24 protein-coding genes and 1 other RNA gene are annotated in these 25,048 nt (G+C 60.7%); 20 read left to right on the top strand and 5 right to left on the bottom strand.

The annotated features are described in order from the left end of the window. Window positions 1-91 precede the first annotated feature (91 nt). Window positions 92-736 (top strand): MBL fold metallo-hydrolase, encoded by a 645-nt coding sequence (locus YA0848_RS17785; protein WP_034095951.1) that lies wholly within the window; start codon window positions 92-94, stop codon window positions 734-736. A 41-nt stretch (window positions 737-777) separates the two neighbouring features. On the opposite strand, the gene YA0848_RS17780 is transcribed toward YA0848_RS17785, so the two are convergent. Then, window positions 778-945 carry a hypothetical protein gene (locus YA0848_RS17780; RefSeq protein ID WP_156796371.1) on the bottom strand — a complete coding sequence of 56 codons (168 nt, stop codon included), beginning with the start codon at window positions 943-945 and terminating at the stop codon, window positions 778-780. On the opposite strand from YA0848_RS17780, the gene YA0848_RS17775 reads away from it, so the two are divergent. Continuing rightward, window positions 944-1,711, top strand: a complete 768-nt coding sequence (locus YA0848_RS17775; protein ID WP_034095952.1) for an OmpA family protein — start codon at window positions 944-946, stop codon at window positions 1,709-1,711. The genes YA0848_RS17780 and YA0848_RS17775 overlap by 2 nt on opposite strands. A 69-nt stretch (window positions 1,712-1,780) precedes the next feature. On the opposite strand, the gene YA0848_RS17770 is transcribed toward YA0848_RS17775, so the two are convergent. From YA0848_RS17770 to YA0848_RS17755, 4 genes are all read right to left on the bottom strand, one after another. After that, window positions 1,781-2,362 carry a BON domain-containing protein gene (locus YA0848_RS17770; RefSeq protein WP_012722284.1) on the bottom strand — a complete coding sequence of 194 codons (582 nt, stop codon included), beginning with the start codon at window positions 2,360-2,362 and terminating at the stop codon, window positions 1,781-1,783. Next, window positions 2,359-2,952 carry a phosphoheptose isomerase gene (locus YA0848_RS17765; RefSeq protein ID WP_007904374.1) on the bottom strand — a complete coding sequence of 198 codons (594 nt, stop codon included), beginning with the start codon at window positions 2,950-2,952 and terminating at the stop codon, window positions 2,359-2,361. The genes YA0848_RS17770 and YA0848_RS17765 overlap by 4 nt, the downstream gene beginning before the upstream one ends. 92 nt (window positions 2,953-3,044) lie before the next feature. Continuing rightward, window positions 3,045-3,416 carry a YraN family protein gene (locus YA0848_RS17760; RefSeq protein WP_034111801.1) on the bottom strand — a complete coding sequence of 124 codons (372 nt, stop codon included), beginning with the start codon at window positions 3,414-3,416 and terminating at the stop codon, window positions 3,045-3,047. Further along, on the bottom strand, window positions 3,416-5,227 hold the full coding sequence (locus YA0848_RS17755; RefSeq protein ID WP_169902796.1) for a penicillin-binding protein activator: 1,812 nt from the start codon (window positions 5,225-5,227) through the stop codon (window positions 3,416-3,418). The genes YA0848_RS17760 and YA0848_RS17755 overlap by 1 nt, the downstream gene beginning before the upstream one ends. Window positions 5,228-5,448: 221 nt before the next feature. On the opposite strand from YA0848_RS17755, the gene rsmI reads away from it, so the two are divergent. From rsmI to lpxC, 18 genes are all read left to right on the top strand, one after another. Further along, window positions 5,449-6,321 carry a 16S rRNA (cytidine(1402)-2'-O)-methyltransferase gene (rsmI, locus tag YA0848_RS17750; protein ID WP_034096760.1) on the top strand — a complete coding sequence of 291 codons (873 nt, stop codon included), beginning with the start codon at window positions 5,449-5,451 and terminating at the stop codon, window positions 6,319-6,321. A gap of 96 nt (window positions 6,322-6,417) precedes the next feature. Then, window positions 6,418-6,771, top strand: an RNA gene (gene rnpB, locus YA0848_RS17745) — RNase P RNA component class A. A 355-nt stretch (window positions 6,772-7,126) separates the two neighbouring features. After that, the gene (gene mraZ / locus YA0848_RS17740; RefSeq protein ID WP_003171868.1) at window positions 7,127-7,582 is read left to right on the top strand and encodes a division/cell wall cluster transcriptional repressor MraZ; all 456 of its coding nucleotides are present in this window, start codon (window positions 7,127-7,129) and stop codon (window positions 7,580-7,582) included. Beyond that, complete coding sequence (rsmH, locus tag YA0848_RS17735) at window positions 7,579-8,526, top strand: 16S rRNA (cytosine(1402)-N(4))-methyltransferase RsmH (protein WP_034095955.1); 948 nt, start codon at window positions 7,579-7,581, stop codon at window positions 8,524-8,526. The genes mraZ and rsmH overlap by 4 nt, the downstream gene beginning before the upstream one ends. Further along, on the top strand, window positions 8,523-8,816 hold the full coding sequence (gene ftsL, locus YA0848_RS17730) for a cell division protein FtsL (protein WP_034095956.1): 294 nt from the start codon (window positions 8,523-8,525) through the stop codon (window positions 8,814-8,816). Before rsmH ends, ftsL begins: the two co-directional genes overlap by 4 nt. Next, the gene (locus tag YA0848_RS17725; RefSeq protein WP_167389880.1) at window positions 8,816-10,558 is read left to right on the top strand and encodes a peptidoglycan D,D-transpeptidase FtsI family protein; all 1,743 of its coding nucleotides are present in this window, start codon (window positions 8,816-8,818) and stop codon (window positions 10,556-10,558) included. The genes ftsL and YA0848_RS17725 overlap by 1 nt, the downstream gene beginning before the upstream one ends. After that, entirely contained in the window at window positions 10,558-12,021 is a 1,464-nt protein-coding gene (murE, locus tag YA0848_RS17720; RefSeq protein ID WP_169902795.1) for a UDP-N-acetylmuramoyl-L-alanyl-D-glutamate--2,6-diaminopimelate ligase, read from the top strand. The genes YA0848_RS17725 and murE overlap by 1 nt, the downstream gene beginning before the upstream one ends. After that, a complete protein-coding gene (locus YA0848_RS17715) occupies window positions 12,014-13,384 on the top strand; it encodes a UDP-N-acetylmuramoyl-tripeptide--D-alanyl-D-alanine ligase (RefSeq protein ID WP_169902793.1) in 1,371 nt (456 codons plus the stop codon). Before murE ends, YA0848_RS17715 begins: the two co-directional genes overlap by 8 nt. Further along, entirely contained in the window at window positions 13,384-14,466 is a 1,083-nt protein-coding gene (gene mraY / locus YA0848_RS17710; protein ID WP_034111805.1) for a phospho-N-acetylmuramoyl-pentapeptide-transferase, read from the top strand. Before YA0848_RS17715 ends, mraY begins: the two co-directional genes overlap by 1 nt. Before the next feature lie 6 nt (window positions 14,467-14,472). After that, complete coding sequence (gene murD / locus YA0848_RS17705; RefSeq protein WP_169867997.1) at window positions 14,473-15,819, top strand: UDP-N-acetylmuramoyl-L-alanine--D-glutamate ligase; 1,347 nt, start codon at window positions 14,473-14,475, stop codon at window positions 15,817-15,819. Next, window positions 15,816-17,039, top strand: coding sequence for a putative lipid II flippase FtsW (ftsW, locus tag YA0848_RS17700; protein WP_034095962.1), 1,224 nt, complete (start codon window positions 15,816-15,818; stop codon window positions 17,037-17,039). The genes murD and ftsW overlap by 4 nt, the downstream gene beginning before the upstream one ends. Next, window positions 17,029-18,099 (top strand): undecaprenyldiphospho-muramoylpentapeptide beta-N-acetylglucosaminyltransferase, encoded by a 1,071-nt coding sequence (murG, locus tag YA0848_RS17695; protein ID WP_034095963.1) that lies wholly within the window; start codon window positions 17,029-17,031, stop codon window positions 18,097-18,099. Before ftsW ends, murG begins: the two co-directional genes overlap by 11 nt. Further along, window positions 18,092-19,537 (top strand): UDP-N-acetylmuramate--L-alanine ligase, encoded by a 1,446-nt coding sequence (gene murC / locus YA0848_RS17690; RefSeq protein WP_034095964.1) that lies wholly within the window; start codon window positions 18,092-18,094, stop codon window positions 19,535-19,537. Before murG ends, murC begins: the two co-directional genes overlap by 8 nt. Continuing rightward, window positions 19,534-20,490: a D-alanine--D-alanine ligase gene (locus YA0848_RS17685; RefSeq protein WP_034095965.1), complete on the top strand. Its 957-nt coding sequence runs from the start codon at window positions 19,534-19,536 to the stop codon at window positions 20,488-20,490. Before murC ends, YA0848_RS17685 begins: the two co-directional genes overlap by 4 nt. Before the next feature lie 4 nt (window positions 20,491-20,494). Continuing rightward, window positions 20,495-21,364, top strand: coding sequence for a cell division protein FtsQ/DivIB (locus YA0848_RS17680; RefSeq protein WP_034095966.1), 870 nt, complete (start codon window positions 20,495-20,497; stop codon window positions 21,362-21,364). A gap of 15 nt (window positions 21,365-21,379) precedes the next feature. Beyond that, window positions 21,380-22,642, top strand: a complete 1,263-nt coding sequence (gene ftsA, locus YA0848_RS17675) for a cell division protein FtsA (RefSeq protein ID WP_034095967.1) — start codon at window positions 21,380-21,382, stop codon at window positions 22,640-22,642. Window positions 22,643-22,759: 117 nt separating this feature from the next. Next, window positions 22,760-23,956: a cell division protein FtsZ gene (gene ftsZ / locus YA0848_RS17670; RefSeq protein ID WP_034095968.1), complete on the top strand. Its 1,197-nt coding sequence runs from the start codon at window positions 22,760-22,762 to the stop codon at window positions 23,954-23,956. 112 nt (window positions 23,957-24,068) lie between these two features. After that, on the top strand, window positions 24,069-24,980 hold the full coding sequence (gene lpxC, locus YA0848_RS17665; protein ID WP_003171886.1) for a UDP-3-O-acyl-N-acetylglucosamine deacetylase: 912 nt from the start codon (window positions 24,069-24,071) through the stop codon (window positions 24,978-24,980). Window positions 24,981-25,048 lie beyond the last annotated feature (68 nt).

Below are 25,048 nucleotides of genomic sequence, written 5' to 3'. Positions count from 1 at the left end.
GTCTGCGAAGCGTTCCAGTCTGTTTTAATAGGGCGATTGTTGCGGCGCTACCCGCCTGAGACACTGATTGATTTGCACTGGAAGACTGCCCATGGACAACACATCGCCCACGCTCATCCGCGAAACCTTCCCCGTCGGCCCGTTGCAGTGCAACTGCACAATCATCGGCGACCCCGTCACTAAAAAAGCCATCGTGGTCGACCCCGGCGGCAATCATGAGCTGATCCTGGCGCGCCTCGATGCGCTGGGGCTGAAAGTGGTGAGCATCATTCATACCCACGCCCATCTCGATCACTTCCTCGCTTCGGGTCAATTGAAAGAGAAGACCGGTGCCACCCTGCATCTGCACAAGGAGGACCAATTCTTGTGGGACAACCTGGAGATGCAATGTCAGATGTTTGGTGTGCCCTACACCCCGGTGCCGTCGCCCGACCGCTGGCTGGCCGATGACGAAGAACTGGCCTGCGCCTGCGGTGTGGCCTTGCACACCCCAGGGCATACGCCGGGCTCGATGAGTTTCTGGTTCGCCGATGCCAAATTGCTGATTGCCGGGGACACTTTGTTCCGGCGCGGCGTGGGGCGCACGGACCTCTGGGGCGGCGACCAGGCGACCATCGTGCGGTCGATCAAGCAGCGCCTGTACACCCTGGATGAGGGCGCCACCGTGGTGACCGGCCATGGGCCGGACACGCGGCTGGGGGATGAGATGCGCGAGAATCCGTTTGTTCGCGCCTGATGTAAGTGAGCGCACCGTTACAGCGAAAACGCAGGTTCTATTCAGGAGGCGTCTGCTAGGGTTTTGATAGCGGCAAATGTGACCAATGTTTTGTTACAGCCGCGGCAACGGTCATGGAATTTTTGCCGTTTGTCGCGTTCCAAACTCGGCACAGGTCCATTGCCAATGTCCTTTGCACCACAGAATGCAAAAGTAGGAGCTTCTTTCATGTTCACTCCGCGTCGTCTGCTTGTTGTCGCTACCGCCGTAGCCTTGTTGTCCGGCTGCGCTTCCCCTAATCCTTATGACGGCAGCAGCCAGGGACAGGCGAATAATGAATCCGGCGGTATGAGCAAGACCGCCAAATACGGCGGTCTGGGTGCCCTGGCCGGGGCATTGGCGGGCGCTGCCATCGACCACAACAACCGTGGCAAGGGTGCGCTGATCGGCGCGGTAGTGGCAGGTGCAGGCGCCGCCGGGTATGGCTATTACGCCGACCAGCAGGAAAAGAAACTGCGCGAAAGCATGGCCAATACTGGGGTTGAGGTGCAGCGACAGGGTGATCAGATCAAATTGATCATGCCGGGTAACATCACCTTCGCGACTAACTCCGACGCGATCTCCAGCAGTTTTTACCAGCCGCTGAACAACCTGGCCAACTCGCTCAAACAGTTCAATCAGAACACCATCCAGATTGTGGGCTATACCGACAGCACCGGCAGCCGCCAACTGAACATGGACCTGTCCCAACGCCGTGCTCAGAGCGTGGCCAATTACCTGACCTCCCAAGGCGTGAGTCCGGCCAACCTGAGCGCACGCGGTGCCGGCCCGGATAACCCGATAGCCAGTAACGCCGACGTCAATGGCCGTGCCCAGAACCGTCGCGTGGAGGTCAACCTCGGTCCGATCCCTGGCCAGCAATACGGTCAGCCGGGCCAGCAGGCTCCTCAGCAGAATAATCAGTTCCAGGGCAATCCATACCAGCAGTACCAATAAACAGCAGGCATTAAAAAAGGGCGCCGTGCAATCCATGCACGGCGCCCTTTTTAGTGGGTGGCATTTACTTCAGTCGATGTACTCGAACACTTTCACAATCTTCTGTACGCCGGACACGCCTTGCACCAGGTTGGCAGCGCGAGTGGCTTCCGCCTGGGTCAGCAAGCCCATCAGGTAGACGATGCCGTTATCGGTGACAACCTTGATGCGCGAGCCTGGGATGGCGTTGTCCGTCAGCATCTGGGCCTTGATTTTGGTCGTCAGCAGCGCGTCGTTGCTAATCGCCAGCAGGGTGATCGGGTCCATCACCTGCAATTCGTTGTGAACCTTCTTCACGCGCTGCACGGCCGCGGCGGCTTGTTCGGCCTGAGCCTTGAGGTCGGCGCGAGGTGTCTGGCCAGCCAGCAGCACCACGCCATTAAAGCTGGTGACGACGATGCGCGAGGCGCCATTGCCGAGGTCCGGCGCGGCCTTGGCGACGTTGACCTCGACCTTGGTTTCGATCAGTGAATCGTCGATCTTGCTGCCGAAGGTGCGCGTGCCCTTGTCGTCCTGGATGGGGGTGTCACGTGTCGCGGTGATTGCCGTGCTGCAGCCGCTGATGGCGAGGCACAGCGTGATGGCCAAAAGGCTGAGGCGGTTAACGGTCATTCTTCACTCCCGAACAGTTGGCTGTCGATCAGATCGCACAGGCAGTGGATCGCCAGCAGGTGGACTTCCTGGATACGTGCGGTGACATTGGCCGGAACGCGGATCTCCACATCTTCAGGCAGCAGCAACGAGGCCATGCCGCCGCCATCGCGTCCGGTCAATGCTACGACAATCATTTCGCGATCATGTGCGGCCTGGATCGCTTGAATAATATTCGCCGAGTTGCCACTGGTGGAAATCGCCAGCAGCACATCGCCCGGTTGGCCCAGGGCGCGGATCTGCTTGGAGAAGATTTCGTTGTAGCTGTAATCGTTGGCGATCGAGGTAATCGTCGACGAGTCGGTGGTCAGGGCGATGGCCGGCAGGCTCGGCCGCTCGCGCTCGAAGCGGTTGAGCAGCTCGGAGGAAAAGTGCTGGGCGTCGCCGGCCGAACCGCCATTGCCGCACGAAAGCATTTTGCCTTCGTTGAGCAAGGCATTGACCATGACCTGACTGGCTTGCTCGATGTGCGGTGCAAGTACGTCCATCGCCTGTTGCTTGGTGTCGATGCTGGCCTGGAAAAGCTGGCGAATTCGGGATTGCATGTCCATCTGTGTGACCTTAAGTAGCGCGGCTGTTTGGCACAGGAATGTGCAGCCCGCAAAGCAAAGAGCAAAAGTGTGTGGTGAAGATGTCCGGCGAATCAGCTGTCGAAGGCGTTCGGGAGCCAGTTCAGATCAGCGGTACCCGACGGTGTGCTTTCTATGGCAACCACATCGAAACGGCAGGGGGCGTCGGCCCAGCGATGCTCTTCTTGCAGGAAAAACTGCGCGGCGAGTATTAGCTTCTGACGCTTGCGCCCGTCGATACTGGCGAGCGCGCCACCCCATTGTGCGTGTTTTCTGTAGCGGACTTCGACGAATACTACTGTATCGCCGTCAAGCATGACCAGATCAAGCTCGCCGCGTTTACATAACCAGTTCTGCGCCAAAAGGCGCAGACCCTGTTGTTGCAGGTAGTTCAGAGCTTGAAGTTCGGCATCCTTGCCGCTTTGCGCACGGGACCGCTCGGGCATCAGCGCGGGGTGTCCGGCAGACGCTGGATCTGACCACCGACGAACTTCGCCCAGGGCATCTGGCGATCTACGCGTTGGTTGCCGCTGATTCCCAGGTTGCCCGAGAGACCGTCAATCCGAGTGTCCGGGAGCGCCTTGAGCTGGCCCAGGCGTGGCGCCAGACGATAGGCATCCACACCCATCGCGTAGAGACGGCCGAGGCTGCCATTGGCTTGTGGCCATTGTGCTGCAACTTGATTGCGCAGCGGGTCGGTGGTGTTGAGCAGCCAAGGGGTTTCACAGAACATTACGTTGGTCATGTCCAGGTATTGGTTCTTGTCGCCGCTGGCGCTGAATACGTGGGACGTTGCATACACGGGCACGTCGCCGGCGTACTGGAAGTTCAGGGTCGGTTTAATCTGTTGGGCCAGTTGCGGGGTTACGGCCAGGAAGATGAACTCGATGTCCTGGCGACGCGAAGGTTGTGCCGCCACGTCGGTACCAACGGCGTTTTGCAGGCTCTTGGCGCGGCCTTCGCTTTTACGCAGTTGGAACAGGTCGGCAATTTGCTGGGCCAGGGCGACCGGCTGGTCGACGTATTCCACACCCATCACCGTACCGCCATGAGCTTCCCAATCCTGACGGAAGGCTTTGTAGACCCGCTCACCCCATTCGCCACGCGGCACCATGGCTGCAGCGCGGTGCAGGCCATCAGCACGGGCACGACGCGAGACTTCGCGGGCTTCGTCTTCGGCGGCCAGGCCAAACTGGAACAACTGCGGTGGCGCTTGATCGGTTTCGCTGTAGTTCAGCGCCAAGGTGGTGATCGGCAATTGAGGGCGCGCGCTGAGCTGTTTGACCAGTGGCTTCTCCAGCGGACCGACCACCAGTTGCACGCCGGCGGCCTGGGCCTTGGCGTAGAAGTCGTCGATGGAGGTGATGCGGGAACTGTCGTAGAACTCGATCACTGGCGGTTTCTGCCCGGCCTGTTCGGCCTGGTAGTGAGCCGCCATGAAGCCTTCGCGCAACGCCTTGCCGACAGAAGCCAGCGGGCCGTCCTGTGGCAACAGCACGGCGATCTTGTTCAGGGGTTGGCTGGCCAGCTCCTTGAGCTTGATCAGTGGGGTCGGCAATTGCAGCGCTGCCGGATGGTTCGGGTTCTGCGCGCGCCAGGTATCGATAGCGGCCTGCTGTTGTTCCAGGGTGCCGGCGGCCTTGACCGACTGCGCCAGGGTGATCCAGCCGTCGAGCACCGGGTTGCCGCTGGCTTGCAGTTGGTCGGCCGGCACGGCGGCAATCAGGACCCAGATCGCTTCATGGTTGCTGTGGGCTGCGTCGCCAGTCAGCAATGGCGCCATGGCGACCCGTTCGCGGGCGGCGGCCAGAGTCTGGCCGTCTGCCTCATAAGCACGGGCATGCACGGTGCCAGTGCGAATTTGCTGTTCGGCCGGCAAGTCCTTGAGGTTCTGCAGGCTCGGGTGGCTCAGAGCGGTCAACGCGGCCTTAGGCTGGTTGCGGATCATGGCCAGTTCGGCGGCCAGGGTGCTGGCGAATACTTGTGCAGCCGGTTTGAGAGCGTCCAGGGGCACTTGGGCAAGAATCTGCGACGAGCGGCCGGGATTGTTCTGGTGATAGGCCATGTCCGCCGCGCTCAAGCGCAGTAATGCCGCCTTTTCTGGCGTCTTGGCGGTGGCGGCCTGTTCGAGCAATTGCTCGATACTGGCGTCCGGAGTCCGAGGAAGGTCGCCAAGGCTGGACGAGGGCGAGCTGGCGCAGGCGGCCAGTAAGGCAGCGAGGCAGAGGGCGGAGAGCAGCCGCAGGCAAGCGATCATGTAAGTGTTCCTGATACCGATCAAATTAGCGTGGAATTGTACCCAAGCACTGGCCCAGGCGCGATGTTACTGGCGTGAAACCGTCGATTTAGGTCGTGCAAATGTTGCTATTTGTGGACTGCTGGTCATGGATGGCTGAAACGGCATCGGTTTCGATGGCATATTTTCAAAGCCTCTACGCGCTACAATGGATTTTTTTGCCAACCATCGAGGTGTGCGTTTTGACTGCTCCAGGTTCTCTGAATTCCACTGCAGGCTCGCTTTTTGTCGTGGCGACGCCCATTGGCAACCTGGACGACATCAGTGCTCGCGCATTGAAAGTGTTGCGCGACGTTAAATTGATCGCGGCGGAAGATACTCGGCACTCCCAGCGGCTGATGCAGCATTTTGGCATCAGTACTCCTCTGGCCGCCTGTCACGAACACAACGAGCGCGAAGAGGGCAGCCGTTTTATCGTGCGCCTGCTGGCTGGCGACGATGTGGCGTTGATCTCAGATGCCGGCACGCCGCTGATCTCCGACCCTGGCTATCACCTAGTCCGCCAAGCGCGGGCCGCAGGTATCAATGTAGTGCCTGTTCCGGGAGCGTGCGCGTTGATCGCGGCTTTATCGGCGGCTGGTCTGCCGTCCGATCGTTTTATCTTCGAGGGTTTCCTGCCGGCCAAGGCCGTTGGGCGTCGGGCGCGCCTTGAGGCGTTGAAAGAAGAACCGCGCACCCTGATTTTTTACGAAGCTCCGCACCGAATCCTAGAATGTCTGCAGGATATGGAGCTGGTATTCGGCGGGGAGCGTCTTGCGTTGCTGGCGCGTGAGCTGACCAAAACCTTCGAGACCCTCAAGGGCCTGCCCCTGGAAGCGCTGCGTGCCTTTGTAGAAGGCGACAGCAATCAACAGCGTGGTGAGTGCGTGGTGCTGGTGGCGGGCTGGACGGCGCCGGAAAGCGAGGATGCCGTCGGCAGCGAGGCCATGCGCGTGCTGGACTTGCTTCTCAAGGAGATGCCCCTCAAGCGGGCCGCGGCTCTGGCGGCGGAAATTACCGGCGTGCGGAAGAACGTCCTGTATCAAGTGGCGCTGGATAAACAGAAAGCCGAATAGTTCCGGGTTGAATGCGGCATTTCGTCCGATGGTGATGGCAGTCGGGTACTTTTAATACTTGTCCTGAGGCCGTCGTGCCGTTAACCTGCGCGGCGGAGAGTCGATTGGACAGTCGCTGCCCTCTATGAAAATTAGGGGGGGGAGGAAAGTCCGGGCTCCATAGGGCGAAGTGCCAGGTAATGCCTGGGAGGCGTGAGCCTACGGAAAGTGCCACAGAAAATAACCGCCTAAGCACTTCGGTGCCGGTAAGGGTGAAAAGGTGCGGTAAGAGCGCACCGCACGACTGGCAACAGTTCGTGGCTAGGTAAACCCCACTTGGAGCAAGACCAAATAGGGTCCCAAGGCGTGGCCCGCGCTGGGACCGGGTAGGTTGCTAAAGATGTCCAATGATGGCCATCGTAGACGAATGACTGTTCAAGACAGAACCCGGCTTATAGATCGACTCTCCACCTTATTTCCCTCTATCCGAATCTCGGGCAGAAAACCGGTAGTAGCGCAAGAATCCCTCCCTGCCAAATCATTGGCAGATGCATCTTCGTAATACCAAAAAAATCTTACTCTTAATAAATTACTTTAACTTCAAGCAATAGCTCTTTGAGCTTGCTGTGCTTGTTGGGTCAAAAATATCGCTGAACTCTGGTTTCTCCTCCTTTTACGCTCCTAAATCTCCGTTCTGTAAGGCTTTTCCTTGAATCCGTGCCTTGACGGTGTGGTGGGCGCATTCCTATAGTGTGCGCAAGTGGCGGAAAGTGGCACAAAGTGGGTTTTTTGAACGTAAAACGCTAAAATTTGGAGAAACGCATCTGTGTTTCGCGGAGCTAACGCTATCAGTCTCGACGCAAAGGGCCGTCTCGCTATGCCGAGCCGGTATCGCGACGAGCTGATTTCGAGAAGTTCCGGCCAGTTGATCATCACTATTGATGCCGTTGACCCTTGTTTATGTGTTTACCCCCTCGACGAGTGGGAGTTGATTGAAACCAAGTTGCGCGCCTTGCCTTCATTACGCGAAGAAAACCGCCGCCTGCAGCGTTTGCTGATCGGCAATGCCGTCGACCTTGAGCTTGATGGCAGCGGTCGTTTCCTGGTGCCGCCGCGTCTGCGCGAGTACGCCAAGCTCGATAAGCGCGCGATGTTGGTCGGCCAACTGAACAAGTTCCAATTGTGGGACGAAGATGCCTGGGATGCTGTTTCTGCAGCTGACCTGGCTGCTATTCAACAACCGGGCGCCATGCCTGACGAACTGCGTGATCTGATCCTGTGACTATTGATAGCGGCTTTAACCACATCACCGTACTGCTTGACGAAGCCGTTGAGGCTCTCGCTGTACGCGCGGATGGCTGCTATTTGGATGGCACGTTCGGCAGGGGCGGGCACAGCCGGTTGATCCTCAGTCAGCTCGGGCCGGATGGAAAACTCCTCGGGTTCGACAAAGACCCCCAAGCGATTGCCACCGGGCAAGCGCTAGCGGCCGAAGACGGCCGCTTTGTCGTTGTGCAGCGCAGCTTTGCCGAGCTGGGTGCCGAAGTGGCGGAGCGCGGCATGGCAGGCAAGGTGGCCGGGGTGCTACTCGACTTGGGCGTTTCTTCTCCACAGCTCGATGACCCGGAGCGCGGCTTCAGCTTCATGAACGACGGCCCGCTCGATATGCGCATGGACCCCACCCGGGGCGTCAGTGCCGCGCAGTTCATCGCCACCGCACCGGTGGAAGAAATCGCCCGTGTATTCAAAGAGTACGGTGAAGAGCGCTTCGCCGGTCGCATGGCTCGTGCCGTGGTTGAGCGCCGCGAAATCCAGCCGTTCGAGCGCACCGCCGACCTGGCCGAAGTGCTGAAAGTCGCCAACCCTGCCTGGGAAAAGGGCAAGAACCCGGCAACCCGTGCGTTCCAGGGCCTGCGTATCCACGTCAATAACGAATTGGGCGATCTTGAGGCCGGCCTGGAGGCTGCCCTCGACGCGCTGGAAGTGGGCGGTCGCCTAGTGGTGATCAGCTTCCACTCTCTGGAAGACCGTATCGTTAAACTGTTTATGCGCCGCCTGGTCAAGGGCGAGTCCGACAACCTGCCGCGCAACCTGCCGGTACGGTTCGAAGCTTTTGTGCCGAAAATCAAAATCCATGGCAAAGCGCAGTTCGCTTCTGAAGCTGAACTCAAGGCCAACCCGCGTGCCCGCAGTGCTGTTATGCGCGTTGCGGAGAAGCTGCGGTGAGTAAGCTTTTCGCCAAACCCCTCCCGGGTGGCAGCTTCTTTATGTTGCTGCTGTTCATCGGCGTACTGGTGTCCGCGATTGCGGTGTCCTACAGCGCCCACTGGAACCGTCAACTGCTCAACACCCTATATGGGGAGTTGAGTGTGCGTGACAAAGCCCAGGCCGAGTGGGGCCGGTTGATCTTGGAACAAAGTACCTGGACGGCCCACAGTCGTATCGAAGTGCTGGCCACCGAGCAGTTGAAAATGCACATCCCGAGCGCGGCTGACGTGCGGATGGTGGCGCCATGATGAAACTCGAAGGCGCACTGTACCCATGGCGCTTCCGCCTGGTGCTCGGTTTGCTGGCGCTGATGGTGGGGGCGATCGCCTGGCGCATCGTTGATCTGCAAGTGGTCGATCGCGACTTTCTGATCGGTCAGGGCGATGCCCGCAGTCTGCGTCATATTCCTATTCCTGCGCACCGTGGCCTGATCACCGACCGCAACGGCGAGCCCTTGGCTGTCAGTACGCCGGTGACCACGCTGTGGGCAAACGCCAAGGAACTGCAAGTCGCCAAGGACCGCTGGCCGGCCCTCGCCGCCGCCCTCGGTCAAGACCCTAAGGCCTTGGCCGAGCGTCTGGAAGCTCAGGCCAATAAAGAGTTCATCTATCTGGTGCGCGGTCTGACGCCTGAGCAGGGCCAGCAGGTGCTCGACCTTAAAGTCCCCGGTGTCTACGGCATCGAGGAATTCCGTCGCTTCTACCCGGCCGGTGAAACCACCGCCCACATGGTGGGTTTCACCGACATCGACGACCATGGCCGCGAAGGCGTAGAGCTGGCCTACGATGAATGGCTCGCCGGGGTTCCCGGCAAGCGACAAGTCATCAAGGATCGGCGCGGCAGGTTGATCAAGGATGTCCAGGTCACCAAAAACGCCAAGGCCGGTAAGCCCTTGGCGTTGTCGATTGACCTGCGTTTGCAATACCTGGCCAACCGTGAGCTGCGTAACGCGATCATCGAAAACGGCGCCAAGGCCGGCAGCCTCGTGATCATGGACGTGAAGACCGGCGAAATCCTCGCCATGGTGAACCAGCCTACCTACAACCCGAACAACCGTCGCAACCTGCAACCGGCGATGATGCGCAACCGCGCCATGATCGACGTGTTCGAGCCGGGTTCGACCATGAAAGCCATCTCCATGAGTGCCGCCCTCGAAACCGGGCGCTGGAAGCCCAGCGACAAAGTCGAGGTCTATCCGGGCACGCTGCAGTTGGGCAAATACACCATTCGTGACGTTTCCCGTACCGAGGGACCGGTGCTGGATCTGACCGGCATCCTGATCAACTCCAGTAACGTGGGTATGAGTAAGGTCGCCTTCGATATCGGCGGCGAAACCATCTACCACCTGGCGCAGAAGATCGGCCTGGGCCAACCCACGGGCTTGGACTTTCCGGGCGAGCGTGTCGGTAACCTGCCGAACTACCGCGACTGGAAAAAAGCCGAGACCGCCACCTTGTCCTACGGCTACGGCCTGTCGGTGACTGCAATCCAACTGGCTCATGCCTTCTCCGTGCTGGCCAACAATGGCCGCATGGTGCCGTTGAGCCTGATCCACGTCGATGAAGCGCCGAAAGCGACCCAGGTGATCCCGGAGAACGTCGCCAAGACTATGCAAGGCATGCTGCAACAAGTGATCGAGGCGCCGCGCGGTGTATTCCGTGCCCAGGTGCCGGCGTATCACGTGGGCGGCAAGTCCGGTACCGCACGTAAGACGTCGGTGGGTACCAAGGGGTACGCCGAGAACTCGTATCGTTCGTTGTTCGCTGGCTTCGGCCCAATGAGCGATCCGCGCTACGCCATCGTCGTGGTGATCGATGAACCGAGTAAGGCCGGTTACTTCGGTGGCCTGGTCTCCGCGCCGGTGTTCAGCAAAGTGATGTCCGGCACCCTGCGCTTGATGAACATCACCCCGGACAACCTGCCGCCCACCCAACAAGCGAACGCCGGGCCACCGGCCGCTGCCGTAAAAGCCAATGGAGGGCGCGGCTGATGTCTCTGAGTTTGAACAAGATCTTCGCCCACGCCGGGCGCGACCTATTGATTCGTGAGCTGACCCTGGACAGCCGCAATGTGCGTGCCGGTGACCTGTTCCTGGCGGTGCCGGGTGGCAAGTTCGACGGCCGTGCACACATTGCCGATGCGTTGCAGCGCGGTGCAGCCGCCGTGGCTTATGAAGCCGAAGGCGCCACCGTGCTACCGATCACCGACGTGCCGCTGATTCCGGTCAAGGGGCTGGCCAAACAGTTATCCGATATCGCCGGGCGTTTCTATGGCGAGCCGAGCCGCCACCTCAACCTGGTGGGCGTGACCGGCACCAACGGCAAGACCAGCGTGACCCAATTGGTTGCCCAGGCTCTTGATCTGCTGGGCCAGCATTGCGGGATTGTCGGCACCCTGGGGACCGGTTTCTATGGCGCGCTGCAAAGCGGCCTGCACACCACCCCGAACCCGATTGCCGTGCAAGCGACCCTGGCCGACCTGAAAAAGGCCGGTGCCAAGGCCGTGGCCATGGAAGTCTCGTCCCACGGGCTGGATCAAGGCCGCGTCAGCGCTCTGGCGTTTGATGTGGCGGTGATGACCAACCTGTCCCGCGACCATTTGGACTACCACGGCACCATGGAGGCTTACGCCGCCGCCAAGGCTAAGCTGTTCGCCTGGAACGATCTTAAGTGTCGGGTGGTGAACCTGGACGATGACTTCGGTCGCCAATTGGCCGCCGAACACAGCGAAGCGCGCCTGATCAGCTACAGCCTGCACGATTCAAGTGCCTACCTGTATTGCCGCGAAGCCCAGTTCAACGACGAAGGCGTGCGTGCCACGCTGGTGACGCCTCAGGGCGAACATCACCTGCGCAGTACCTTGCTCGGCCGGTTCAACCTGAGCAATGTACTGGCTGCCATCGGCGCGTTGCTGGGCCTGGACTACGCCCTGGACGAAATTTTAAAAGTACTGCCGAAGCTGGAAGGCCCGGCCGGCCGTATGCAGCGTCTGGGTGGCGGCAAACAGCCGCTGGTGGTGGTCGACTACGCCCACACGCCGGACGCCCTGGAGAAAGTCCTCGAAGCGCTGCGCCCCCACGCCAAGGGCAAATTACTGTGCCTGTTCGGCTGCGGCGGTGATCGTGATCGCGGCAAGCGCCCGCTGATGGCCGAGATTGTTGAACGTCTGGCAGACGGCGTGTTGGTCACCGATGACAACCCGCGCAGCGAGAACCCGAGCCAGATCTTCGACGATATCCGTGCCGGCTTCAAAGACGTATCCAAGGCCACCTTCGTTGCCGGCCGCGGTGACGCCATCGCCCAACTGATCGCCAGCGCAAGCGCCGACGATGTGGTGGTACTGGCCGGTAAAGGCCACGAGGACTATCAGGAAATCAACGGCGAGCGGCATGCCTTTTCCGATCTGGTCGAGGCTGATCACGCCTTGAGCGCCTGGGAGGTTGCCCATGCTTAAGCCGATGCGCTTCAGTGAACTGACCCAGGCCCTGTCGGGCCGCATGTTGTCCAGCGACTGCCGCTTCGACGGTGTCAGCATCGACAGCCGTGCCATCCAGCCAGGGCAACTGTTTGTTGCGCTGGCCGGCCCGCGCTTTGATGGCCACGACTACCTGAATGACGTCGCCGCCAAAGGCGCCGTGGGTGCCTTGGTGCAGCGCGAAGTGCCGGAGTCGAGCCTGCCGCAGTTGTTGGTTGCCGACACCCGCTTGGCCCTGGGCCAACTGGGCGCACTCAACCGTGCCGCGTTCGATAAGCCTGTGGCTGCCATCACCGGTTCCAGCGGCAAGACCACGGTCAAGGAACTGCTCGCCGGTGTCTTGCGCACCCGTGGTCCGGTACTCGCTACCCGTGGCAACCTGAATAATGATTTCGGCGCGCCGCTGACCCTGCTCGAACTGGCCCCGGAACACACGGCGGCGGTGATCGAACTGGGTGCATCGCGCATCGGCGAAATCGCCTACACCGTCGCACTGACCAAGCCTCACGTCGCCGTTATCAATAACGCCGGTACCGCTCACGTCGGTGAGTTCGGTGGCCCGGAAAAGATCGTCGAAGCCAAGGGTGAAATCCTTGAAGGCCTCGACGCTTCGGGCACTGCCGTATTGAACCTCGACGACAAAGCCTTCGAAACCTGGCGTGTGCGCGCCGCCGGTCGCAAGGTCCTGACGTTTGCCGTGCTTAACGCCGCGGCTGATTTCCATGCATCCAACATCACCGTCGATGCACGCGGCTGCCCTTCCTTTACCTTGCACACCCCGCAAGGCAACGAGCACGTGCAACTGAATTTGTTGGGCAACCATAACGTCGCCAATGCCCTGGCCGCCGCCGCCGCCGCCCATGCCCTGGGCGTGTCGCTGTTCGGTATCGTCACGGGGCTGGGCGCTGTGCAACCCGTCAAGGGCCGCACCGTGGCGCAGTTGGCTACCAATGGTATGCGCGTGATCGACGACACCTATAACGCCAACCCATCTTCCATCAACGCTGCGGTCGACCTGCTCAAAGGGTTCGCCGGGCGCAAGGTGCTGGTGCTGGGCGATATCGGCGAACTGGGCGACTGGGCCGAGCAGGGGCATCGCGAAGTCGGTGCCTACGCGGCGGGCAAAGTCGATGCGCTGTACGCAGTCGGTCCGAACATGGCCCACGCCGTCGCCGCCTTCGGCCCCGGTGCCACGCATTTCGCCAGTCAAGCCGAGTTGATCCAGGCCATCGGCGCGGCCGAACACGATAAAAACACAACCATTTTGATCAAGGGATCGCGCAGCGCGGTGATGGAAAACGTCGTCGTGGCCTTGTGTGGCTCAAGTACGGAGAAACATTAATGCTGCTGCTGCTGGCTGAGTATCTGCAACAGTTCCACAAAGGCTTCGCGGTCTTCCAGTACCTGACCTTGCGCGGGATTCTGGGTGTGCTGACCGCGTTGTGTTTGTCGCTGTTCCTCGGGCCGTGGATGATCCGCACCCTGCAGAACCTGCAAATTGGTCAATCGGTTCGCAATGATGGCCCGCAGTCGCACCTGTCCAAGTCCGGTACGCCGACCATGGGCGGCGCGCTGATCCTGTCGTCTATCGGTGTCAGCACTTTGCTTTGGGCTGACCTGCACAACCGTTATGTATGGGTGGTGTTGCTGGTGACCCTGCTGTTCGGCGCCATCGGCTGGGTGGACGACTACCGCAAGGTGATCGAGAAGAACTCCAAGGGGCTGCCAAGCCGCTGGAAGTATTTCTGGCAATCGGTATTTGGCCTGGGTGCGGCGATCTTCTTGTACATGACGGCCCCAAGCGCGGTGGAAACCACGCTGATTCTGCCCATGCTCAAGGATGCCAGCATTCCCCTGGGTATCGGTTTCGTGGTGCTGACCTACTTCGTGATCGTCGGCTCCAGCAACGCCGTCAACCTCACCGATGGCCTCGACGGCCTGGCGATCATGCCGACGGTGATGGTGGGCGGCGCGCTCGGCATCTTCTGCTACCTGTCGGGTAACGTGAAATTCGCTGAATACCTGCTGATCCCTTATGTACCGGGGGCGGGCGAGCTGATCGTGTTCTGTGGCGCGCTGATCGGTGCGGGGCTTGGGTTCTTGTGGTTCAACACCTACCCGGCCCAAGTCTTCATGGGCGACGTCGGCGCACTGGCGCTGGGCGCGGCCCTGGGCACCATCGCGGTGATCGTTCGCCAGGAAATCGTGCTGTTCATCATGGGCGGTGTTTTCGTGATGGAAACCCTGTCGGTGGTCATCCAGGTGGCGTCCTTCAAATTGACCGGGCGCCGCGTGTTCCGCATGGCGCCGATTCACCACCACTTTGAACTCAAGGGCTGGCCCGAGCCGCGCGTGATTGTCCGCTTCTGGATCATCACCGTGATTCTGGTGCTGATCGGCCTTGCCACCCTGAAACTGAGGTAGAAACGAGTGTCCCTGATCGCTTCAGACCACTTCCGCATCGTTGTCGGCCTCGGCAAGAGCGGCATGTCCCTGGTTCGCTTCCTGGCGAGCCGGGGCACGTCGTTTGCCGTGGCCGATACGCGGGAAAATCCACCGGAGCTGGTCACGCTGCGTCGTGACTACCCGCACGTGGAAGTGCGTTGTGGCGAGCTGGATGTCGAGTTTCTGTGCCGCGCCGACGAGCTCTACGTGAGCCCCGGCCTGGCCCTGGCGACTCCGGCCCTGCAAGCGGCTGCGGCCCGTGGCGTGAAGCTGTCCGGCGATATCGACCTGTTTGCGCGCAATGCCAAGGCGCCGATTGTAGCCATCAGCGGTTCCAACGCGAAAAGCACCGTCACTACCCTGGTCGGCGACATGGCGGCAGCGGCCGGCAAGCGCGTGGCCGTGGGTGGCAACCTCGGCACCCCGGCGCTGGACCTGCTCAGCGATGATGTCGAGCTGTACGTGATGGAACTGTCGAGCTTCCAACTGGAGACCACCCACGACCTCGGTGCCGAAGTGGCCACCGTGTTGAACGTGAGTGAAGACCACATGGACCGCTACAGCGGCCTACCGGCGTATCACCTGGCCAAGCACCGGATCTTTCGCGGCGCTAAGCAAGTGGTGGTCAACCGTAATGATGCCCTGAGCCGTCCGCTGATGGGCGAAGGGTTGCCATGCTGGACATTCGGTTTGGGCAAACCCGACTTCAAGGCTTTCGGCATTCGTGAAGAGAATGGCGAGAAATACCTGGCATTCGAATTCCAGAGCCTGATGCCGGTGCGCGAGTTGAAAATCCGTGGTGCCCACAACCAGTCGAACGCCCTGGCGGCACTGGCGCTCGGGCATGCCGTGGGTTTGCCGTTCGATGCCATGCTCTCGACCCTGCGCACTTTCGCCGGGCTTGAACACCGCTGCCAGTGGGTGCGTGACCTGGATGGCGTGAGCTATTACAACGATTCCAAGGCCACCAATGTCGGCGCCGCGCTGGCTGCCATCGAAGGCCTTGGCGCCGATATCGACGGTAAGCTGGTGCTGATCGCCGGTGGTGACGGCAAGGGCGCCGACTTCAAGGATCTCAAGGCACCGGTGGCCGCCCACTGCCGCGCCGTGGTGTTGCTGGGCCGTGATGCCGAGCTGATCGCCGCCGCCCTCGGTGACGCGGTGCCGCAGATTCGCGTGGCCTCCCTGGACGAGGCCGTCCTGCAATGCAAAGCCGTGGCCCAACCCGGTGACGCCGTTCTGCTGTCGCCGGCCTGTGCCAGCCTGGACATGTTCAAGAACTACGAAGAGCGCGGCCAGCTGTTCGCTCGCGCCGTGGAGGCCTTGGCATGAACCTGAACCTGAGAAACATCATCAAGCCGTACCCGTCGCCGATTATTACCGGGCGCGGTATCGACCTGGATTTCCCAATGCTTGCCGGTTGCCTGGCGCTGCTGGGCCTGGGCTTGGTGATGATCACTTCGGCGTCTTCCGAAGTCGCCGCCGTGCAGTCCGGCAACACCCTCTACATGATGATCCGCCATCTGGTGTACCTGGTGATCGGTATCGGTGCCTGCATCGTGACCATGATGATCCCCATCGCCACTTGGCAGCGCCTGGGCTGGCTGATGTTGATCGGCGCGTTCGGCTTGCTGGTGATGGTGATCCTGCCGGGCATCGGTCGCGAGGTAAACGGCTCGATGCGCTGGATCGGTTTCGGCGCGTTCAACGTGCAACCCTCGGAAATCGCCAAGGTGTTCGTGGTGATCTACCTGGCTGGCTATCTGGTGCGACGTCAGAAGGAAGTGCGCGAGAGTTGGATGGGGTTCTTCAAGCCATTCATCGTGCTGCTGCCCATGGCCGGCCTGTTGCTGATGGAACCCGACTTCGGCGCCACCGTGGTGATGATGGGGGCGGCGGCGGCGATGCTGTTCCTTGGCGGTGTAGGTCTGTTCCGGTTCACCTTGATGGTGGTGCTGGCGGTGGCGGCCGTGACGATTCTGGTGCAGGCGCAACCCTACCGGATGGCGCGTCTGATCACCTTTACCGACCCATGGTCCGACCAGTTCGGTTCCGGCTACCAGCTGACCCAGGCGTTGATCGCTTTCGGTCGCGGCGAGTGGCTGGGCGTTGGCCTGGGCAACAGCGTACAGAAGCAGTTCTACCTGCCCGAAGCCCACACGGACTTCGTGTTCTCGGTACTCGCCGAAGAGCTCGGCGTAGTGGGCTCGCTGTGCACTGTTGCGCTGTTCGTGTTCGTGTGTGTACGCGGCATGTATATCGGCTTGTGGGCCGAGAAGGCCAAACAATATTTCGCCGCGTATGTGGCGTACGGCTTGTCGTTCCTGTGGATCGGCCAGTTCCTGATCAATATCGGTGTGAACGTCGGCCTGCTGCCGACCAAAGGGCTGACCTTGCCGTTCCTTAGCTACGGCGGCAGTTCCTTGGTGATTTGCTGCGCGTGCCTGGGTTTGCTGCTGCGCATCGAGTGGGAGAGTCGCACCCACCTGGGCAGCGAAGAGATGGAATTCAGCGAAAGCGACTTCGCCGAGGAGCCTATCCATGGGCGCTAATGTGCTGATCATGGCGGGTGGTACCGGGGGCCATGTGTTCCCGGCCCTGGCGTGTGCGCGGGAATTCCAGAGCCGTGGCTACACGGTGCACTGGCTGGGGACGCCGCGCGGCATCGAGAACGAATTGGTGCCTAACGCTGGGTTGCCGCTGCACCTGATCAACGTCAGCGGCCTACGTGGCAAGAGCAAGTTGTCCTTGCTCAAAGCACCGTTCGTATTGCTCAAGGCGGTTTGGCAGGCGCGCAAGGTTATCCGTGAGTTGAAGCCTGTCTGCGTGCTTGGCTTCGGCGGTTACGTGACCGGCCCTGGCGGCGTAGCAGCCAGGCTGGCCGGTGTACCGGTGATCGTCCACGAACAGAATGCCGTGGCCGGCACCGCCAACCGCCTGCTGGTGCCGCTGGCGGCGCGGGTGTGTGAGGCATTCCCGAACACCTTTGGCTTGTCGAGCAAACGCCGCACCACCGGCAACCCGGTGCGTACCGAGCTGTTCATGGGCATCGCTCGCGATGCCTTGGCCGGGCGCAAGGCGCACCTGTTGATCCTGGGCGGAAGCCTGGGCGCTGAACCACTGAACAAATTGCTGCCCGAAGCCGTGGCACAACTGCCGTTGGAGCTACGCCCGGAGATCTTTCACCAGGCCGGCAAAAACCACGATGAAGTCACCGCCGCGCGTTATCGCGAAGCCGGTGTGGAGGCCAACGTACAGCCTTTCATCAAAGACATGGCCCATGCCTATGGCTGGGCCGACCTGGTGGTTTGTCGCGCTGGTGCGCTGACCGTCAGTGAACTGGCCGCCGCCGGTCTGCCGTCCTTGCTGGTGCCTCTGCCCCATGCGATTGACGATCACCAGACCCGCAACGCCGAATATTTGGCCGGGGAGGGCGCTGCCTTCCTGCTGCCGCAAAGAACGACTGGCGCCGCCGATTTGGCCGCACGCCTGACCGAGGTTTTGATGCAACCGGAACGACTTAACAGCATGGCGAGCACCGCAAGCCGCCTGGCCAAACCTGAAGCAACCCGCACCGTGGTCGATATCTGCCTGGAGGTGGCCCATGGTTGAGAATCAGAAAGCCATGCCGCAGCCGGAAATGCGCCGTATCCGTCGCATTCACTTCGTCGGAATCGGCGGCGTGGGTATGTGCGGCATTGCTGAAGTGCTGCTCAACCTGGGCTATCAGGTGTCCGGTTCGGACTTGAAAGAATCCCAGGTCACCGACCGCCTCAAATCCTTTGGTGCGCAGATCTTTATCGGCCACCGTGCCGAGAACGCCGCCGAGGCCGATGTGCTGGTGGTGTCCAGCGCGGTGAACACAGCTAACCCGGAAGTGGCCACCGCCCTTGAACGTCGTATTCCCGTGGTGCCGCGCGCCGAGATGCTCGCCGAGCTGATGCGCTATCGCCACGGCATCGCGGTCGCCGGCACCCACGGCAAAACCACCACCACCAGCCTGATCGCCTCGGTGTTCGCCGCCGGTGGCCTGGACCCGACGTTTGTGATCGGCGGCCGTCTGAATGCAGCCGGCACCAACGCCCAGCTTGGCACCAGCCGCTACCTGATCGCCGAAGCCGACGAAAGCGATGCCAGCTTCCTGCATCTGCAACCGTTGGTGGCTGTGGTCACCAACATCGACGCCGACCACATGGCGACCTACGACGGTGACTTCAACAAGTTGAAGAAAACCTTCGTCGAGTTCCTCCACAACCTGCCGTTCTACGGCTTGGCGGTGGTGTGCCTGGACGACCCTGTAGTGCGCGAGATTCTGCCGCTGGTCAAACGCCCGACCGTCACTTACGGCTTCAGCGAAGATGCCGACGTGCGTGCGATCAATGTGCGTCAGGAAGGCATGCAAACCTTCTTCACCGTGCTGCGTCCGGACCGTGAGCCGTTGGATGTGTCGGTGAACATGCCGGGTAACCACAACGTATTGAACTCCCTGGCGACCATCTGCATTGCTTCCGATGAAGGCGTCAGCGATGAAGCGATCGTCGAAGGTCTGTCGCGCTTTGCCGGTGTGGGCCGACGCTTCCAGGTCTACGGCCAATTGCCGGTAGAGGGCGGCGACGTGATGCTGGTGGACGACTATGGTCACCACCCGACCGAAGTCGCCGCCGTGATCAAGGCCGTGCGCGGTGGCTGGCCGGAGCGTCGCCTGGTGATGGTGTACCAGCCGCACCGCTACAGCCGTACCCGCGATCTATACGATGACTTCGTCAATGTATTGGCCGACGCCAACGTGCTGCTGCTGATGGAGGTCTACCCGGCCGGTGAAGAACCGATCCCGGGCGCCGACAGCCGCAAGCTATGCAACAGCATCCGCCAGCGTGGCCAGTTGGACCCGATCTACATCGAGCGCGGTGTGGACCTGGCGCCAATCGTCAAGCCGCTGCTGCGTGCCGGTGACATTCTGCTGTGCCAGGGCGCCGGTGACATCGGTGGCCTTGCCCCTAAATTGCTGGCGAGCCCGCTCTTCGCCGCTGCCCAGGGGAAGTCGAAATGATCACGAACTACGAAGCCCTGTTTTCCACCATCACGCCTGCCGACTTCGGCCGCGTGGCGGTGTTGTTTGGCGGTAAGAGCGCCGAGCGTGAAGTGTCACTCAAGTCCGGCAACGCCGTGCTCGAAGCCCTGCAAAGCGCCGGCGTGAATGCGTTCGGGATTGATGTGGGCGATGATTTTCTCGCGCGCCTGTTGGCCGAAAAAATCGACCGCGCCTTTATCATCCTGCACGGTCGCGGCGGTGAAGACGGCAGCATGCAGGGCCTGTTGGAGTGCGCCGGTATTCCCTACACCGGTAGCGGCATCCTGGCCTCGGCATTGGCCATGGACAAGCTGCGCACCAAGCAGGTGTGGCACAGCCTGGGTATTCCAACCCCGCGTCACAGTGTTCTGTGCAGCGAAGCCGATTGTATTTCTGCAGTCGAGGAACTGGGCACTCCTTTGATCGTCAAACCTGCCCATGAAGGCTCCAGTATCGGCATGGCCAAAGTGAACTCGGCCGCCGAATTGATCGACGCATGGAAAGCGGCAAGTACCTACGATTCGCAAGTGTTGGTGGAACAGTGGATTTCCGGTCCCGAGTACACCATCGCCACCCTGCGTGGCCAGGTATTGCCGCCCATCGCATTGGGCACGCCCCACACCTTTTACGATTACGACGCCAAGTACCTGGCTTCCGATACCCAGTACCGGATCCCATGCGGCCTCGACGCAAACAAAGAACAGGAATTGATGGACCTTACGGCGAAAGCCTGTGAGGCGTTGGGTATCGCCGGTTGGGCACGGGCAGACGTGATGCAGGACGACCAAGGCAACTTCTGGTTCCTTGAGGTCAACACCGCACCAGGCATGACCGATCACAGCCTGGTACCAATGGCTGCCCGTGCCGCCGGTCTGGACTTCCAGCAGTTGGTGCTGGCGATCCTGGCCGCCAGCATCGAGGCAAGAGGCTAACGACATGAAAGGCGCATCGCTTCGTCATCAGCCCCCACGTGCACCGAGCCGCAAGCCGGTGCCCCGGGGTGCCAGTCGCATGGTGGCTAAAGAGCCGATGTCGGCGCGCCTGCCGAAGGCCAATTTTGCTTTCCTCAAGGCGCTGTTCTGGCCGGTGTTGCTGGTGGTATTGGGCTTCGGCACTTATGAAGGCGCGCAGCGTCTACTGCCGTACGCCGACCGCCCGATCACCAAGATCAGTGTGCAGGGCGATCTGAGCTACATCAGCCAGCAGGCGGTACAGCAGCGCATCGGCCCGTTCCTGGCGGCGAGCTTCTTCACCATCGACCTGGCCGGCATGCGCCGGGAGCTGGAGCAGATGCCGTGGATCGCCCACGCCGAAGTGCGTCGCGTGTGGCCGGATCAGGTGACGATCCGCCTGGAAGAACAACTGCCGGTGGCCCGTTGGGGCGACGAGGCGCTGTTGAACAACCAGGGCCAGGCGTTCACCCCGCGTGAGCTGGCCAACTACGAGCACCTGCCGCAGTTGTTCGGGCCGCAGCGGGCGCAGCAGCAAGTGATGCAGCAGTACCAGGCCTTGAGCCAGATGCTGCGGCCACTGGGCTTCTCCATTGCGCGCCTGGAATTGCGTGAACGGGGCAGCTGGTTTTTGACAACCGGGGCAGGCAGTTCCGGCCCGGGCATCGAGTTGTTGCTGGGACGCGACCGCTTGGTGGAGAAGATGCGCCGCTTTATTGCCATCTACGACAAAACCTTGAAAGAACAGATTACGAACATTGCGAGCGTCGACCTGCGTTACGCCAACGGCCTTGCCGTCGGCTGGCGTGAACCGGCTGCGCCCACGGCAGCGCAACCCGCTGTCGCGAAGAATTAAGAAGAGGCAGGACCCATGGCAAACGTGCAAAGCGGCAAAATGATCGTCGGTCTGGATATCGGCACCTCCAAGGTGGTGGCGCTGGTGGGCGAGGTCGGGGAAGACGGCACGATCGAAATCGTCGGTATTGGCACGCATCCGTCCCGGGGCCTGAAGAAGGGCGTGGTGGTGAACATCGAGTCCACCGTGCAATCGATCCAGCGCGCCATCGAAGAGGCGCAGTTGATGGCCGGTTGCCGGATTCACTCGGCGTTCGTTGGCGTGGCGGGCAACCATATCCGCAGCCTGAACTCCCACGGCATCGTGGCGATCCGCGACCGCGAAGTCAGCTCGGCCGACCTGGAGCGTGTGCTCGACGCCGCCCAGGCCGTAGCAATCCCGGCTGACCAGCGCGTCTTGCACACCCTGCCGCAGGACTACGTGATCGATAACCAGGAAGGCGTTCGCGAGCCTTTGGGCATGTCGGGCGTACGTCTGGAAGCCAAGGTCCATGTGGTCACTTGTGCGGTCAATGCCGCGCAGAACATCGAGAAGTGCGTGCGCCGTTGCGGCCTGGAAATCGACGACATCATCCTTGAGCAACTGGCCTCGGCCTACTCGGTGCTGACCGACGACGAAAAAGAACTGGGCGTGTGCCTGGTGGACATCGGCGGCGGTACCACCGATATCGCGATCTTCACCGAAGGTGCGATCCGTCACACCGCCGTGATCCCGATTGCCGGCGACCAGGTGACCAACGACATCGCCATGGCACTGCGCACACCGACCCAGTACGCCGAAGAAATCAAGATCCGTTACGCCTGCGCCCTGGCCAAACTGGCCGGTGCCGGCGAAACCATCAAAGTGCCGAGCGTGGGCGATCGTCCACCGCGCGAACTGTCGCGTCAGGCCCTTGCCGAAGTGGTCGAGCCGCGCTACGACGAACTGTTCACCCTGATCCAGGCTGAACTGCGCCGCAGCGGCTACGAAGATTTGATCCCGGCCGGCATCGTGCTGACCGGCGGCACCTCGAAGATGGAAGGCGCGGTCGAACTGGCCGAGGAAATCTTCCATATGCCGGTGCGCCTGGGCGTGCCACATGGCGTCAAGGGCTTGGGCGACGTGGTGCGCAACCCGATTTATTCCACCGGAGTGGGTTTGCTGTTGTACGGGCTGCAGAAGCAGACCGACGGCATTTCCCTGTCGGGCCCAAGCAACCGTGACAGCTACCGTGGCGACGACGAAGCCAAGGCACCGTTGTTCGAGCGGTTACAGGCTTGGGTAAAAGGGAACTTCTAACGAAGTTGGCTTCATGCGACAAGTTACAAGCTTCAAGCTTGCAGCTCATGGCTTGCAACTTGGAGCTGCTGTAAAGCAGTAGGCGAAAAAACTAGAGAAAACGAAAGGAGAGGGAAAATGTTCGAACTCGTAGACAACATCCCCGCCAGCCCGGTCATCAAAGTGATCGGTGTCGGCGGTGGCGGCGGCAACGCTGTCAACCATATGGTCAAGAGCAACATTGAAGGCGTTGAATTCATCTGCGCCAACACGGATGCCCAGGCGCTGAAAAGCATCGGCGCGCGCACCATCCTGCAATTGGGCACCGCGGTGACCAAGGGCCTCGGCGCTGGCGCCAACCCGGAAGTCGGCCGTCAAGCCGCCCTGGAAGACCGCGAGCGTATTGCCGAAGTGCTGCAAGGCACCAACATGGTGTTCATCACCACCGGCATGGGCGGCGGCACTGGTACCGGTGCTGCGCCGATCATCGCCGAAGTGGCCAAGGAAATGGGGATTCTGACGGTTGCAGTAGTGACCCGTCCGTTCCCGTTCGAAGGTCGCAAGCGTATGCAGATCGCCGACGAAGGCATCCGTCTGCTGTCTGAAAGCGTCGACTCGTTGATCACCATTCCCAACGAGAAGCTGCTGACCATCCTGGGCAAGGACGCAAGCCTGCTGTCCGCTTTCGCCAAGGCTGACGATGTACTGGCCGGTGCCGTTCGCGGTATCTCCGACATCATCAAGCGCCCAGGCATGATCAACGTCGACTTTGCCGACGTCCGTACCGTGATGAGCGAAATGGGCATGGCGATGATGGGCACTGGCTGCGCCAGCGGTCCGAACCGTGCACGCGAAGCTACCGAAGCGGCCATCCGCAACCCGCTGCTGGAAGACGTGAACCTGCAAGGCGCACGCGGCATCCTGGTGAATATCACCGCCGGTCCTGACCTGTCCCTGGGTGAGTACTCCGACGTGGGTAGCATCATTGAAGCCTTCGCTTCCGAGCACGCCATGGTCAAGGTCGGTACCGTGATCGATCCGGACATGCGCGACGAGCTGCACGTCACCGTGGTTGCCACCGGTCTGGGTGCTAAGATCGAGAAGCCTGTAAAGGTGATCGACAACACCCTGCACAGCAGCCAGGCCAGCCAGGCGGCTGCCGCTCCAGCCCCTGCGCGTCAGGAGCTGCCGTCGGTGAACTACCGCGATCTGGATCGTCCGACCGTGATGCGCAACCAGGCTCAGGCCGGTGCTGCGGCGTCCCGTAGCCCGAATCCGCAAGATGACCTGGACTACCTGGACATCCCGGCATTCCTGCGTCGTCAGGCCGATTAATGGAATGTATCAGGGCTATGAAGGTGATTGGTGTTCAGCAAAGGTCTGGTCTGCTATTATCGCCAGCCTTTGTTGATACCAGTTCGCAATTTGCGCTGAAGCGGTCCAAGCCATGATTAAACAACGCACCCTGAAGAATATTATTCGTGCCACAGGTGTAGGTCTGCACTCCGGGGAAAAGGTCTACCTGACCCTCAAGCCTGCACCTGTCGACACCGGCATCGTGTTTGTGCGTGCCGACCTGGACCCTGTGGTGCAGATTCCTGCTCGCGCGGAAAACGTTGGCGAAACCACTATGTCGACCACATTGGTCAACGGTGACGTCAAAGTGGACACGGTGGAGCACTTGCTCTCGGCCATGGCCGGTTTGGGCATCGATAACGCCTACGTCGAGCTCTCCGCGTCCGAAGTCCCGATCATGGATGGCAGCGCTGGACCCTTCGTATTCTTGATTCAATCTGCCGGCCTGGAAGAACAGGACGCAGCTAAGAAGTTCATTCGCATTCTGCGGGAAGTGACAGTAGAAGACGGCGACAAGCGCGCCACCTTCGTTCCGTTCGAAGGCTTTAAAGTGAGCTTTGAGATCGATTTCGATCACCCGGTATTCCGTGACCGCACCCAAAGTGCAAGCGTGGATTTTTCCAGCACTTCGTTTGTAAAAGAAGTCAGCCGCGCCCGTACCTTTGGTTTCATGAGTGACATCGAGTACCTGCGCAAGCACAACCTCGCACTCGGCGGCAGCGTTGAAAACGCCATTGTGGTCGACGCGGATGGTGTACTGAACGAAGACGGCCTTCGCTATGAAGACGAATTCGTGAAGCACAAGATCCTCGATGCAATCGGTGACCTCTACCTGCTGGGCAATAGCCTGATAGGCGAGTTCAAAGGCTTCAAGTCGGGCCACGCCCTTAACAACCAGCTGCTGCGCAAGTTGATTGAGCAGACAGACGCTTGGGAAGTCGTGACCTTCGAAGATGCCAGCACCGCACCGATCTCTTACATGCGTCCCGTTGCGGCGGTGTAAGTAACAACTCTCTTTCTTTAGTTTTTAAAGGCTGCCTTCGGGTGGCCTTTTTTTATGTGCGCCCAGCA

Source organism: Pseudomonas sp. S4_EA_1b, from assembly GCF_016307435.1.
Classification (GTDB): Bacteria; Pseudomonadota; Gammaproteobacteria; order Pseudomonadales; family Pseudomonadaceae; genus Aquipseudomonas; species Aquipseudomonas rhodesiae.
The sequence above is the reverse complement of the archived record's forward strand: the minus strand, read 5'-3'. Positions and strand labels throughout refer to the sequence as shown.

Excerpts from the sequence above, each read along its gene's own strand:
- YA0848_RS17785 (WP_034095951.1), top strand. The coding sequence starts at position 92 with ATGGACAACACATCGCCCACGCTCATCCGCGAAACCTTCCCCGTCGGC.
- YA0848_RS17775 (WP_034095952.1), top strand. The coding sequence starts at position 944 with ATGTTCACTCCGCGTCGTCTGCTTGTTGTCGCTACCGCCGTAGCCTTG.
- YA0848_RS17780 (WP_156796371.1), bottom strand. The coding sequence starts at position 945 with ATGAAAGAAGCTCCTACTTTTGCATTCTGTGGTGCAAAGGACATTGGC.
- YA0848_RS17770 (WP_012722284.1), bottom strand. The coding sequence starts at position 2,362 with ATGACCGTTAACCGCCTCAGCCTTTTGGCCATCACGCTGTGCCTCGCC.
- YA0848_RS17765 (WP_007904374.1), bottom strand. The coding sequence starts at position 2,952 with ATGGACATGCAATCCCGAATTCGCCAGCTTTTCCAGGCCAGCATCGAC.
- YA0848_RS17760 (WP_034111801.1), bottom strand. The coding sequence starts at position 3,416 with ATGCCCGAGCGGTCCCGTGCGCAAAGCGGCAAGGATGCCGAACTTCAA.
- YA0848_RS17755 (WP_169902796.1), bottom strand. The coding sequence starts at position 5,227 with ATGATCGCTTGCCTGCGGCTGCTCTCCGCCCTCTGCCTCGCTGCCTTA.
- YA0848_RS17725 (WP_167389880.1), top strand. The coding sequence starts at position 8,816 with ATGAAACTCGAAGGCGCACTGTACCCATGGCGCTTCCGCCTGGTGCTC.
- murE (WP_169902795.1), top strand. The coding sequence starts at position 10,558 with ATGTCTCTGAGTTTGAACAAGATCTTCGCCCACGCCGGGCGCGACCTA.
- YA0848_RS17715 (WP_169902793.1), top strand. The coding sequence starts at position 12,014 with ATGCTTAAGCCGATGCGCTTCAGTGAACTGACCCAGGCCCTGTCGGGC.
- mraY (WP_034111805.1), top strand. The coding sequence starts at position 13,384 with ATGCTGCTGCTGCTGGCTGAGTATCTGCAACAGTTCCACAAAGGCTTC.
- ftsW (WP_034095962.1), top strand. The coding sequence starts at position 15,816 with ATGAACCTGAACCTGAGAAACATCATCAAGCCGTACCCGTCGCCGATT.
- murG (WP_034095963.1), top strand. The coding sequence starts at position 17,029 with ATGGGCGCTAATGTGCTGATCATGGCGGGTGGTACCGGGGGCCATGTG.
- murC (WP_034095964.1), top strand. The coding sequence starts at position 18,092 with ATGGTTGAGAATCAGAAAGCCATGCCGCAGCCGGAAATGCGCCGTATC.
- YA0848_RS17685 (WP_034095965.1), top strand. The coding sequence starts at position 19,534 with ATGATCACGAACTACGAAGCCCTGTTTTCCACCATCACGCCTGCCGAC.
- YA0848_RS17680 (WP_034095966.1), top strand. The coding sequence starts at position 20,495 with ATGAAAGGCGCATCGCTTCGTCATCAGCCCCCACGTGCACCGAGCCGC.
- ftsA (WP_034095967.1), top strand. The coding sequence starts at position 21,380 with ATGGCAAACGTGCAAAGCGGCAAAATGATCGTCGGTCTGGATATCGGC.
- ftsZ (WP_034095968.1), top strand. The coding sequence starts at position 22,760 with ATGTTCGAACTCGTAGACAACATCCCCGCCAGCCCGGTCATCAAAGTG.
- lpxC (WP_003171886.1), top strand. The coding sequence starts at position 24,069 with ATGATTAAACAACGCACCCTGAAGAATATTATTCGTGCCACAGGTGTA.